Origin of the sequence: Mesomycoplasma neurolyticum, assembly GCF_900660485.1 — a bacterium.
Lineage (GTDB): Bacteria > Bacillota_I > Bacilli_A > Mycoplasmatales > Metamycoplasmataceae > Mesomycoplasma_A > Mesomycoplasma_A neurolyticum.
Genome location: NZ_LR214951.1, coordinates 151,539 through 165,297 on the forward strand (window position 1 = coordinate 151,539; position 13,759 = coordinate 165,297).

General features: G+C 23.9%; 8 protein-coding genes. 5 read left to right on the plus strand and 3 right to left on the minus strand.

What is annotated here, in order from left to right; all coding sequences use genetic code 4:
- Nucleotides 1-82: 82 nt before the first annotated feature.
- Nucleotides 83-1,009: a LacI family DNA-binding transcriptional regulator gene (locus EXC65_RS00660; protein ID WP_129719584.1), complete on the minus strand. Its 927-nt coding sequence runs from the start codon at nucleotides 1,007-1,009 to the stop codon at nucleotides 83-85.
- Between the two features lie 164 nt (nucleotides 1,010-1,173).
- Here EXC65_RS00660 and EXC65_RS00665 point away from each other — a divergent pair, with 164 nt between their 5' ends.
- Both EXC65_RS00665 and EXC65_RS00670 read left to right on the plus strand, forming a co-directional pair.
- Nucleotides 1,174-1,986 carry an MAG0110 family membrane protein gene (locus tag EXC65_RS00665; RefSeq protein WP_129719585.1) on the plus strand — a complete coding sequence of 271 codons (813 nt, stop codon included), beginning with the start codon at nucleotides 1,174-1,176 and terminating at the stop codon, nucleotides 1,984-1,986.
- Nucleotides 1,987-2,106: 120 nt separating this feature from the next.
- On the plus strand, nucleotides 2,107-3,627 hold the full coding sequence (locus tag EXC65_RS00670) for an amidohydrolase (protein WP_129719586.1): 1,521 nt from the start codon (nucleotides 2,107-2,109) through the stop codon (nucleotides 3,625-3,627).
- A 58-nt stretch (nucleotides 3,628-3,685) separates the two neighbouring features.
- Here EXC65_RS00670 and EXC65_RS00675 read toward each other — a convergent pair whose 3' ends face one another.
- Nucleotides 3,686-5,455: a Na/Pi cotransporter family protein gene (locus EXC65_RS00675; protein WP_129719587.1), complete on the minus strand. Its 1,770-nt coding sequence runs from the start codon at nucleotides 5,453-5,455 to the stop codon at nucleotides 3,686-3,688.
- A gap of 19 nt (nucleotides 5,456-5,474) precedes the next feature.
- Complete coding sequence (gene ffh, locus EXC65_RS00680; RefSeq protein WP_129719588.1) at nucleotides 5,475-6,815, minus strand: signal recognition particle protein; 1,341 nt, start codon at nucleotides 6,813-6,815, stop codon at nucleotides 5,475-5,477.
- A 168-nt stretch (nucleotides 6,816-6,983) separates the two neighbouring features.
- On the opposite strand from ffh, the gene EXC65_RS00685 reads away from it, so the two are divergent.
- The 3 genes from EXC65_RS00685 (at nucleotide 6,984) to EXC65_RS00695 (ending at nucleotide 13,754) form a co-directional block, all read left to right on the plus strand.
- Entirely contained in the window at nucleotides 6,984-8,609 is a 1,626-nt protein-coding gene (locus EXC65_RS00685) for a CTP synthase (RefSeq protein WP_129719589.1), read from the plus strand.
- On the plus strand, nucleotides 8,575-11,271 hold the full coding sequence (locus EXC65_RS00690) for a cation-translocating P-type ATPase (protein ID WP_165001312.1): 2,697 nt from the start codon (nucleotides 8,575-8,577) through the stop codon (nucleotides 11,269-11,271). Before EXC65_RS00685 ends, EXC65_RS00690 begins: the two co-directional genes overlap by 35 nt.
- Nucleotides 11,272-11,468: 197 nt before the next feature.
- Nucleotides 11,469-13,754, plus strand: a complete 2,286-nt coding sequence (locus tag EXC65_RS00695; RefSeq protein ID WP_129719591.1) for a putative immunoglobulin-blocking virulence protein — start codon at nucleotides 11,469-11,471, stop codon at nucleotides 13,752-13,754.
- Nucleotides 13,755-13,759: the final 5 nt, after the last annotated feature.

A 13,759-nucleotide genomic window follows, 5' to 3' on the forward strand; every position in this document is an offset into this window, starting at 1 on the left:
TACCTCCTAATTTAAGTATATAAAAAACTTAAATATGCAAAAAAGTTAAAAAATTTTTTTTGGAACTGTTCCATATTTTTAGTTAAAATATAAAAATTTTATTTTCAATTTTTTTATTAAAGATTTCACCTATTTTTTCACCTATTTTAAAATAATCAATAAAAATTTTTTCATTAGCAAAAGCAAATTTGTCAAAAAAAGTTTTTCCACCAATATCAGTTAATAAAAAAGATTGCTCTTTTTTTAACAAAACAATAGTTTTAAAAATAGTGTGTGTTCCACAAATAATAGCTTTTATATTTTTTCTTTTAATATCTTCAAAACTTTTTTCAATCAAGTCAACAGAATTTTTTTCTAAAAAATAACTATAAAATTTTATTTTATTAGCTTTAATGTAATTTGACACACCTTCAAAACGTTCTTTTCCTGTAATTGGATCATCCATATCCAAACCAATGTAAGCCAACTTTTTAATTTTATTTTTTTCAACAAAATTTTTTGTTAAATTAAAAAAATGTTGTTTTTGTTCTAGAACAATAGATTTAATATTTTCTATTATTTCACCATAAACAATAATATTTACATAATTTATATTAGAAATAATTTTTTTTAAATATGATGTAGTTTTAGGCAAAAATAAAAGCAAATTTTGCGGTTTTTGCTTTAAAACATAACGTAATTTAGAAAGATATTTTCTTCAATCTAATGTTGCTTTAACAATTAAAAGATTAAATTCATTTTCAACTTGCTTTTCTAATCCATTAATAATTTCACTTATACTATCTGAAAAACTGGAAATAATAACATAAATAGTTTGTTTGTATGTGTTGTCTTTAATTAATCTATAATTTGGTGAAAAATTTTCTTTAGTAATAATTTTTTCAATTTTTTGTCTTTTTTCATCAGAAATATAACCATTATTAAAATATCTAGATATAGTGCCAATCCCGACATTAGCAATATTAGCTATTTTTTTATAATTATTATTTGTTTTTTTATTTTTAACCATTACTTAAAAAATTATAAATTTTTATTTTAAAAATATTAAAAAAATAAAATTTAAAAGTATAAAAACAAAATTTAATTAATAATAAAAACTTTGTATCAAAATCGAAGTTTAATTAGCAAATATAATATTATGTTTAAAAAATTAAATTGTGCTATAATAAAGTCATGAATTTAACAAGATTTTGAACTAAAAAATTTGATAGTACATTTTTAACAAATGAACAAAAAAAATTAAAAAATAAAATGCTTGCTTATTCCATAGGATGATTTGCCTTTGGATTGGCAGTTACATTTTTATTCACTTATACTATTTTAGCATCCACAGCATTATATAATGCTTATTATTCTTTTTTAACAAAGATGTTTTTTTATAACACAATTACTACTATTTTATCAGTTGTAATAATGTCGGTGATTGAAATAGCTCTTGTTACATATATATCAAGACCAAAAATAAGGCGTCCATTATTATTTGTAGTACTAGCTTATATTGCATTTATTATTTCACACTCTTTATTTTTACCACTTATTATATCTATTAGTTACTTTACTTCTCTTATTGATAAGTCAGGTATGGACTTTATAACTAAAATCACACTAGCATTGATAGTGCCTAGTGTTTCAATAGCTATTTTTGGTTTTTTAGGATATTTTGGTTTTATTGATTTCGCAAAATTACTTCCTTTTGCAATAATAGGAAGTATAGTAGTTATAATAATGGCTATTATTTCATATTTTATTAGACATTCATTATTAGATTCATTAATTTCTGGTATAAGTATTTTAGTTGCGTGAATTTATATTGGTTATGCATTCCAAGGTATTGCAGCAGAAGGTAATAGAATTCTTCTTGAAGATAGCACAGAACAACATAAAAAATCATTTATGCTTAAATCTTCTATTTATTTTGGATGTATATTATTAATTATGTTCATAAAAATATTTATACACATGTTAAGATTAACAAATAGAAGATAATAAATTTAAATTAATTTAGAACTCACTTTCTAAGTGAGTTTTTTTATTTATTAAAGTATTTGGTAATTTGTTATGCAAAAAAATGTTTATTTAAATAAAATTTAATATAATTTTTTTATTATGATTGCTTATATTAATGGAAAAATTTGAATTGAAAAAAATATTTTTCAAGAAGCCTTTATTGTTAAAGGCAAAAAAATTATATTTGTGGGACAAACAAAAGATGCATTAGAATTTAAACCAAAGACTATTATTGATTTAAATAAAAAATTAGTTATCCCAGGATTGATGGATAGCCATGTTCATTTTTATTTTGGTGCAAAATATGAATCTTATCTTGATTTATCTAAAATCAAAAATCATAAAGATTTAATTAATGAATTATTAGTTTTTAATAAAAAACATAATTTTAAAAATGATGATGTTTTGATAGGTTATGATTGAGATGAAGAACAGTTTGAAGAAAAAAAAATGATATCTAAAAAATATTTAGATGATCATTTTCCAAATTTATCTGTTTTTTTGTGAAGAAAATCCTATCATTCTGCATTTGCTAACACACATGCTCTAAAGCGTTTAGGTATTTATCATAAAAATGCTACTTATGAAAAAAGCTATATTGAATTAGGCGAAGACAAAATGCCAACAGGTTTTTTAAAAGAAAAAATTTGTTACAAAGTAGATGCATTAATTTCAGCAGAAAGAAACATTCAATATCAAAAAGATTTTATAAAATGAGTAAAAAAAGCAAATAATTTTGGCATAACTGGAATTTTTACTTGTGATTTAAGAAATGAAAATTGAGAATTTGATTTGAATGTTTTTGAAAAATTAAACAATAAAAATAAATTATCATTAGAAATTTCACATCAAATGTGATTAACAGAAGAAAAATGAATAAATAATTTTTTAGCAAAAATTCAGCATATTAAATTAAAAAAAAATAATCACCAAATAAGAGCTATTAAAGTTTTTGCAGATGGTACTTTTTCAAATAATACACTTAATTTAAAAACAACTAATTCTTTAGATAATTTATTTATCGATAAAGAAAAATTTTATGAATTTGTAAAGAAAATCAATAGTTATAATTTGTCAGTTGTGACTCATTCAATAGGAGATTTAACAAGTGAAGTTGTTATTAAGAATTATGCAATGAATGATCATAGTAATTTAATGCGTAATGGTTTAATACATAGTGATGTAATGAACAAAAAATTAGTTAAACTAATTAAAAATCACAATATTTATTTATCTCTTCAACCATGTTTTTTAAAAGAAAATTATTTTTTTAATGATAAAATGGAAATTTCACCTTATAAAACATTAGTTAAAAACAAAATAAACATAAGTTTTGGAACAGATTGAAAGGTTTGTGATTTAAATCCTTGATGTAATATTCATTTAGCTATTAATCATCCTAATCCAAAACAAAAAATAAAATTATGACAAGCTTTAGAAGCTTATACACTAGGTACAGCAAAATATATGAACATCGATGATAAAGTAGGTAAAATAGCAAAAAATTATTATGCTAATTTCATCATTTTAGAAAAAGATATTTTTAGAAATCATAAAAAAAATATTCATAAAACAATTGTTTTATCAACTTATTTTAGGGGAAAAAAGGTTTCAAATTAAAAAAAATTCTCATTGTTTTTATATCAAATAGTGAGAATTTTTTTAAATGTAAATTTTATTAATTTCCATGAACTTTTTTAAATTCTTTATCTTCTTTTTTATTCAATGCAATTAAAGATCTTTTTGATTCTGTGTGATAATTGTTAACTCTTAAAAAGTGATGTCCCATTCTTTCTAATGATCTAATCACAAAATCAAATTCAAACCCTACTTCTAATTGTTTAGTATGAGAATTAGAATTTGCTAATCTCAAAATGTTGAGCTTTAAAAATTCATGAGATAAAATATCTAAATTATCAGTTAATTTTTGAATAGTTTTTCTTTCCTTGGCATTGAAATTACTAATTTGCTTAATTGTTTTTTCAGCAATCAGTCTTAGTAGTGAAAGTAATTCATTTACTTCATGAATAGATTCACTATCCATATCAAAAAATTTCTCATTTTTAGAATTATGAATTTTATTTAGTTCTTTAACTGCACCCACTCCTAGCTTCATAATTTTTTCAATAGAACGAGCTGATAAAATTAATGATAAATAAATTTCTGAATCTTCTTTGTTTAATTTCTTAGAGTTGATTTTAATTAAATAATTATAAATTTCTCCCCTTGTATTATCAACAAAAGCTTCAAGTTTATATAATCTATTTAAAATTTTCTTATCACCAGTTTTAAGAAATTTAGAAATAATTTCAGTTCCTTCTTTTAAAATAATTGTTTGTGTCTTGATGGCTTTTTTAGCACTTTGAAGTGCTAAAGTATGATTAACATCAATTAGTTCATTTGGCAAAATAATTTCATAATCAAATTTACTTTTTTTCTTTTTGTCTTTTATTATTAAGTTGACAAGCTTTTCTAAATATTTGGTTAATCAAATGTAAATAGCAACCAAAATAAAATTAAATAATAAATGCCCAATAGAAAGTTGGAATCTTGGTGAATTTGGCACAATCATTTTAATTAGATCAGCATATCAAGTTAATGGAGATAAGAAAAATAGTAAAACAAATGAAATACTAAAGTTAGTTATACCTCAAATAACAGCAATTTTTTTAGATTCTTTGTTTCTTGTAGAAAATGAAACAATTAATCCTGTTATTGTTGTACCAACATTCGCGCCAAAAACTAATGCTAATGCTGCTGATAATGACATTTGTATTCCTTGATTATCTGTTGCTGTTTGTGAAGCTTCATACATAACTTGATAAAGAGAAACTGTTGCACTAGATGATTGCAAAACACCAGTGAATAAAAACGAGATAATAAAACTACTTCAAGCATTAGCGCTCATAACACCAACTACTTGTTGAAAAATAGGGAGTTTTATTAATAGTTTTGCTTGTCCTGAAAGAATTTTAAGTGAAAAGAAAATTAAACCTATTGAAAATAAAAGTGAAAAAAGATTTTGTCATTTCATTTTCTTGGTCAATAACATTCCAAAAACTCCAATAAATATTAAAAAAATAAAGTACTCTGTGAAACTAAATTTAGATTCAAAAGCAACTATTAATGAAGTTGTTGCTGTTCCGATGTTAGCACCTAATAAAAATGCAATAGCAGTTCTTAAATTAATTAAGCTTCCAGCTAAAAGTCCCATAATCAAAGCGACGGCTCCATCAGATGACTGGATCATTGTAGTGATTAAAACCCCAATAATCATTGCAACAAAATTATTTTTACTGATAAAATTCATCATTTTCTTCAATCTGGAATCACTCAGTTGTTTTAATGTACTGGATAATCCTTTGGTTGAAAAAATAAATAAAGCAAGCCCAGCAGCAGCTAATAAAAGTGAAAGTGTTAAACTTATTTTTCAAGTAAAATTTTCCATAATTCCTCTAAATATTTTTTTATTTAAATTGTTCGAATATATTACCTAAGCCAGAGTTATTGTTTTTCGTTATTTCTTTCATTTTTTTGACAAAATTTTCAAATTCATTAATCATTTGATTATATTCTTGATTTGTTCTTCCTGAACCTTTGATGATTCTATTTTTTCTTGATGAATTTTTCAAAAGTTTAGGATTTTTTCTTTCTTCCATTGTCATAGAAGAAATCAAAATTTCATATAGTTTTATTTTTTGATCAACATTTGCTATTTTGGAAGCATCAATATTTTTGGGTAATCCCGGTATCATTTTGATTAATTTTGAAAATTTACCCATTTTTTTCATTTGTTGTAATGATGCAAGTAAATCATCTAAATTAAAATTACCAGATAAAAATTTTCTTCCTAATTTTTTTGCTTTATCTTTATCTATTACTTCTTCAGCCTTTTCAATAACACTTAAAACATCACCCATACCTAAAATTCTATTAGCCATTCTATCTGGGTGAAATAAATCAAAATTTGATATTTTTTCCCCTGTACCGATAAATGCGATAGGTATATTTAACAATTTAGTAATTGAAAAGGCTGCCCCACCTTTAGCATCAGAATCTAATTTTGTAATAATTGATGATGTTAATGTTAGATACTCATTAAATGTTTTAGCAACATTTATAATATCTTGCCCTGCAAGTGAATCAGTTACAAAAATAATTTCTTGAGCTCTAGCAATCTTTTTGATTGCAACTAACTCATTCATTAATTTTTCATCAATTGATAAACGACCTGCTGTATCTATGACAACAAAGTCATAATTTTCATTTTTTGCTTTTTGAAGTCCGTTTTCAACTATTTTTTCTGCGCTTGTTTCATTTTTTTCACTATAAACATCAATATTTATTTGTTTTCCTAAAGCAATTAGTTGCTCGATTGCAGCAGGTCTATAAATATCAGCTGCAATCATTAATGGTTTAGTAATTTTCTTTTTCTTTAAGAGAAAATGTGCTAATTTTGCAGTTGATGTAGTTTTACCACTACCTTGTAAACCTGTCATTAAAACAACTGAAATTGGTTTAGTTATTTTTAATTCTTTAACTTTTCCACCTAAAATTTTCACTAATTCATCATTAACAACTTTAACCACTTGTTGTCCAGGGTTAAGTTTGCCAATGATTTCAGAACCTATAGATTTTTGTTTAATTTCTTTTATAAATTCTTTTACAATGGTAATATTAACATCCGCTTCAAGAAGTGCTATTTTAATATCTCTTGTAATTTCTAAAATATCTTCTTCCTTTAGTAGTGTTTTTTTAGATGCTTTATCAATTGCTTTTTGTATTCTTTTTCCTAAAAAATCAATCATGCACATATTATAAACAATTTTTTATTTTTTTCTTTTATAATATAAAAAAATAATCTTTGTTACTTTGGCATATATAATATAAAAAAAATAATTTTGTTTGTTATTTTTATTTTTATTTTATGTAAAATTAAAGTAATGTTTTTTAAACTAAAAAATAAAGGTGGTAATATGTCAAAATACATTTTTGTAACAGGTGGTGTGATTTCAGGGCTTGGTAAAGGAGTTTCAGCTGCTTCATTAGGTCTTTTGTTAAAATCAAGAGGCTACAGTGTCTTTGTTCTTAAATTAGATCCTTATTTAAATATAGATCCAGGTGTTATGTCTCCTTATGAACATGGTGAAGTTTTTGTAACTGAAGATGGTGGAGAAACTGATTTAGATTTAGGTCACTATGAAAGATTTATTAATGAAAATTTTTTCAAAGACTCTAATTATACAAGTGGTAAAATTTTTAATAATATTTTTACCAAAGAAAGACAAGGTTTTTACAGTGGAAAAACTGTTCAATACATCCCACATGTTACAAATGAAATAAAAAATGTCATAAAAAATATTGAAAAAAAATATAAAAAAGATTTTATTATTGTTGAAATAGGTGGAACAGTAGGTGATATTGAATCTAATCCATTTATTTATGCAATTTCAGAATTAGCATATGAAGCTAATGAAGAAAAAACTTTTTTTATTCATGTTACTTATGTTCCTTATTTGAATACATCAAAAGAATTTAAAACAAAACCTTCTCAATATTCAATTAATACACTTAGATCAATGGGAATCAAAGCAAATATGATACTTTTGAGGTCAGATAATGAAATAGAAACAAAAGTTATTGAAAAAATTTCAAAAATTTCATTTTTAAATAAAGAAAATGTAATTTCTATATATGACTTGGACAATGTTTATAAATCACCTTTATTATTAGAAGAAAAAAAAGCGGATCAATTAATACTTAAATATTTTAATTTACCTGTGAATAAAAATAAAGCACTAAATAAATGAAAAGAGTTTGTAAAATTGAGTGAAAAACCTGCAAAAGGGGAGTTGAATGTTAAATTAATTGCTAAATATTCAGAATTTCAAGATGCATATAAATCTATAATTGAGGCTTTAAAAATTTCAGCAATTTATAAAGAACAAAAGTTAAACTTAGATTTTATTAATTCAGAAGAATTAAATGAAAAAACAGCCGATAAATTATTAAATAATTCAGATGCGATTTTAATTATGCCAGGTTTTGGAGTAAGAGGTTTTGAAGGGAAAATTTTTGCAGCACAATATGCAAGAGACAAAAATATTCCAACCTTAGGTATTTGTTTGGGTATGCAAGCTATGACAATTGCCCAAGCTAGAAACAAAGGTATAAAAAATGCAACTTCAAAAGAGTTTTTAGGTGAAAAAGAAGATGAAGTTTATGTTTTGGATTTAATCAAAGGAAAAAATAAAAATAACATAGGTGGAACTCTTAGACTTGGGAGAAGTGAAATTATTTTGAAAAATGATAGTGTTATTGCTAATATTTATAAAACAACAAACATTTTTGAACGTCATAGACATCGCTATGAAGTTCAAGAAAAATTTGTAAATATATTAGAAGATGAAAATTTTGTTTTTTCAGGAAGAAGTGTAAAAAATAATTTAATTGAAATTTGTGAAGACAAATCAAAAGATTTTTACATAGGTGTACAATATCACCCTGAATTTCATGCACGTCCTTTAGAACCACATAATTTATTTACTACATTAATAGAAAAAACTATTGAAAGAAAAAAGAGAAAAAATGCTAAACAATAATTTTGATATTTATAAAATAGACTTAGATAAAGGTTTGAATGCAAAACAATTAAAAGAAAATAAAAAACAATATGGTGTTAATAAGTTAGTTGAAAAAAATAAGCAATCTTTAATTTTGAAATTTTTAAAACAATTTGTAGAACCTTTGATTATTCTTTTGATCATTAGTTCAATTTTGGCTTTATCAATTGCTTTTTTTGAATTTTTTAAAAATAAATTTACTAACAAAATAGATATAATTATTGCTTTTTGTGAACCTTTTATCATTTTATTTATTGTAGTTCTTAATGCAATTTTTGGTTTTGTCCAAGAAAATAAAGCTGAAAAATCTTTTGATGCTTTAAAAAAATTAAATAATGAATATGCAAGAGTTATCAGGGATGGTGATGAAATTTTAATATTAACTGAAGAATTAACAATAGGAGATGTTATTTTAATTGAAGCAGGAGATAAGGTGCCAGCTGGAGGAGTTATTGTTAATTCTTCAAATTTAGAATTAAATGAATCTATTTTAACTGGAGAATCTGAAGCTGTTTTTAAACAAAATGATGATGGAATATTAGATGTTAAGGATGAAAGTAAAAAAGTTTTTTTCGGAACTTTAGTTACAAAAGGAAGAGCAAAAGTAATAATCACAGAAATTGGGATGAATACTAAAGTTGGGCAAATTGCTAATTTAATTGACAATGAAAAAAATAAATTAACACCTTTACAAAAAAAGATTTTTGCTTTTAGTAAAAAAGTCGCATTTTTTTCTATTATTCTTTGTATTTTAACATTTTTTATATATATTTTCGTTGTTCAAAATGGAAATTGAAATTTTTGATCTAAAGGAATAATTATCGGTGTAACTTTAGCAATAGGTTCAATTCCTGAAGGGCTTGTTCCTATAATTACAATGATTTTATCTATTAGTTCAAATAAATTAGCTAAAAAAAATGCATTAATTAAAAAAATTTCAGCTTCTGAAACCTTGGGTAGTGTCTCTATTATTTGTAGTGATAAAACAGGAACTTTAACACAAAATAAAATGACTATTGTTGATCAATTTATAAATAACAAAATAAAAACAAAACTTTTTTTAGAATATTCTGTTTTAGCTACAAGTGCAAGTTATACCAAAAATGTTGAAACTAACAAAATTGATTTTTTAGGTGATCCAACAGAAATAGCTATTTTAGAACATGGACTAAAAAATAATATTTACAAAAATAAACTTTTAAAAGAAATAGAAATTTTAGGTGAAATACCATTTGATTCAGAAAGAAAAACTATGACTGTTTTTATTAAGAAAGATGGAAAAATTTTATCTATTTCTAAAGGTGCGCCAGATATTATTTCAAAAAAAATTAATAATTTTGATCCTGTTTTTAAAGAAAAAAATGATGAATTTGCTTCAAAAGCACTAAGAGTTTTAGCATTTGCAATAAAAGAATGAGAAAAAATGCCAGATATAAATGATATTGAAATAATAGAAAATAATTTAACATTTATTGGACTTGTTGCAATGATGGATCCACCACGTGAAAATGTTAAAGAATCTATTATTAAAGCAAGAAATGCAAATATCAAAACAGTGATGATTACAGGTGACTATAAAACTACTGCTTATGCTATAGCAAAAAAATTAACTATTATAAATTCAAAAAATGATTTAGTAATAACAGGTGATGAACTAAACTCGATGTCTGACAAAGAATTAGATGATAAGATTGAAAATATAGCAGTTTTTGCAAGGGTTAGACCTGAAGATAAAATAAGAATTGTTAAAGCATGACAAAAAAAATCACATGTTGTAGCAATGACAGGTGATGGGGTGAATGATGCTCCAGCACTTAAAGCAGCTGATATTGGTTGTGCTATGGGAATTACAGGTACTGATGTTTCTAAAAATGCAGCTGATTTGATTTTAACTGATGATAATTTTACAACAATTGTTACAGGGATAAAAGAAGGAAGAGGTATCCTATATAGTATTAAAAAATTATTAATTTTTTTACTTACAACAAATTTATCTGCTTTGTTAATTACTATTTTTGGTATTTTAATTTTTAAAACTAACCCTTTATCTGCTTTGCAGATTTTATGAATTAATGTTGTATCTGAAACATTTCCAGGAATTGTTTTAGGTTTAAATCGTCCAAGTCATGATTTAATGAAAAACAAACCAACTCCTTTGAATCAATCAATCATTACAAAAGAAATGTTTTTAAAAATTATTTCTTTATCATTGATAGCTTGCATATTATCGCTTTTAATTTATTATTTAACAACAGCAATAGCTATTGATAATTTCAATGTAAATGAAATAAAAAAACTTTTAAAAAATAACAATGATATAAAACAATTTTCTTCATTAAATTTATTTGTTACAACAGGTATCATTTTAAGTTTAAATTCTTTTATTATTAAAGATCATAATTCATTTTTAAGTCAAAAATGTCAACATCAAAAATGAGGTTTTATTTCATTTTTAGTTAGTTTAGCTTTTTTAGCTTTTGCTAGTTATGTACCTATCGTTTCTAAAATTTTTGATATGAATTTATATATCGAAAAATTTTGATCAAAACAATGAATTATAGTTTTACCATTTTTATTTGGTATTATTCCATTTGTAATTGTTGAAATTTTTAAAAATTTAAAACAAATATTGACGAAATAATTTTCATATAATATATTCTTGATAAAAAAATCATATATTATAACACAGTTCAACAAAAAAAAAAAAAAAACATTTTTAATTTATTGTAAAAAATAAATTTAACTATTGTTATTTTTTTATTTTTTTGTTTTTTATTATAAAAAAAATTTAATAGTATAACATAATTTAAATATATAAAAATAACAAGGATATATAAAATGAATTTTTTAAAAGTGAAAAAAAATCAAAAAGTTTTAATTTTGATAACTACAACATTCACTGTAACGACTGTTTCAGCAAGTATATATTTCACTATGAAAATGACGGATCTTAAAAAAGTTTTTTTAGATTCACCAGAAATGGAATCCAAAAAATATGAAATTATATCTTTTGATAAAAATAATAACTTTAATGATGAAAGCAAAAATATTAAAGATAGTATTTTAGATTCAAATTTAGAAAAAATTAAAGATAAAATTGAAATTCCTGAAATAAAAGTAAAACCTTTAGAACCTGAAATTGTCCTGCCTGAGATAGAAAAAAAACCAGAAATTATTGACAATCCCAAACCTATTGAAGGCAAGGATAAAACGGTTGATTTTGAAGGAATTAAAATCAATGCTCAAGTTAAAGAACAAACTAAAAGAGAAAATATTCAATATGATATAGATAATGGTTTGGTTAATAGAGTTCCTTATCAAGCTATTGTTACACCTGAAGTTTTAAGTATTGAAGTCACTGATGAAATCATTCAAAAAAATCTTGAAAATTCTCAAAAAGGTTTAAAAATGAATTTACCAGAAGCAACTGTTAAAATAATTCAACAGGAAGATACTAAAGATTTTAAAGTTGTTGACCATGTTGCAAGTAATGATTCAGAATACTTTACAAAATCAGTAGAAAAATTTAAAAAATTAATTGATGGTCCTCACTTAAAAGATTTCTTGAAATCAGAATATACATTGGCTGATGTGGAAAAAGATAAAGAAAAACGAAGATTAGAAGAAATCGATTTAAAAAACAGTGGTATTAAAGGTAAAAATTATGAACTTTATTGAAGAAAAGAAAAAGCAATAGAAACCAGTTATTATTTAAGAGTTATTGTAAAATTAGATTTTAGTAAATTTAAAAAATTTACTCCTGAGCATGAAGAAGATTTAAAAAAAGGTTTTGTTATTGAAGAAGATAATTACAATGTTTGTATTAATGAAAAAGGTGAAATCGACTCACATTCAAAAGCGCCTATTATTAATGCTGTTAAAACTAGATATCAATTAGACAATGCCCAAAAAAGAGCTTTTGGTTATGTCGGTTATCAATCAAGACATCCTGGTCAAATTACAAGTGGAGAAATTCCTGGTTGAACTATCAAGGATATTACAGATACAAGTGAATATAAAAAATATGATGTTTCAAATAATGATGGTATCTTTATTCAAAAACTAACTAGGGATCAAAAAAGTGAAAACTATAGAAATGAAGGTGTAAGAGTTGTAATTGATTTAGCTAATAATAAAGGTTATGAAAAATCTATAAAATTAATTCAAAATTTAACAAAAGATAAAATGCCCATAACATCATATCAAATTAAAAATATGGGTAAAACTGACTCAAATCAAAGATTTAAAGACATTTTGGTAGCATTACCTGATAAATTACCACAACTTGAATTGTTTTTTATTACTACCAATACTTCATCATTAATTGCATTAGAAAATAAAGAAATTGATGAATTAGGTATATTTACTGTAGGAACACCAGGAGCTAGTCTTAAAGAATCTTGAAGTATAAATCCATGAGCATTGAAAAAAACTGCATGAGTTAATACAATTGACTATAATGCTTCATCTTCATATGGTGATAATCCCAATATTGCTTCGAGAATTACTTTTGATTCATTAGCTTTCGAGGATGCTGATTTTGATCCAAGTAAACCTGATCCATATAAAAGGATTAATGATGGTCTTAGAATGGCTTATTGAACAAGAAACAACGAAAAAATATTCCAAGGTGGTTTTGGTGGTGGATTAGCACCTGATCATGATGAACAAAACAATAGTTTTGCACAAGGTTTAGACCTAAGTCGTGTTACTAAAATGAAATCACTTAGAAATTTGAAATTTCATGATGAACACAAATCATCGAATTCCAAACCAAGAAAATTAAGAAGATTGGTTTTATACAATAATTCTGATACTTTTGAACTTTCGATTGATGAATTAAATAATTCGCAATTTTCTGATTTTTTAGTAACAGAACAACCACAAATGCCAAAAACAAAAATTTTATTTAGAAATGGAAATGCAACATCCAAATTAAAAATCACAAATAAAGAAAATTCATCATTAACATCTAATGGCATAAAAAATTTAAATGTTTTCTTGGAATATGCTGAAGGTATAAGTAGAACTATTATCGCTAGTGATGAAAATGTCAAAAATCATTTAAATTCTAAAGGAATCTCAAATATTCAACTTGAAAATCCTAATACTCAATGAACATAGGAGAA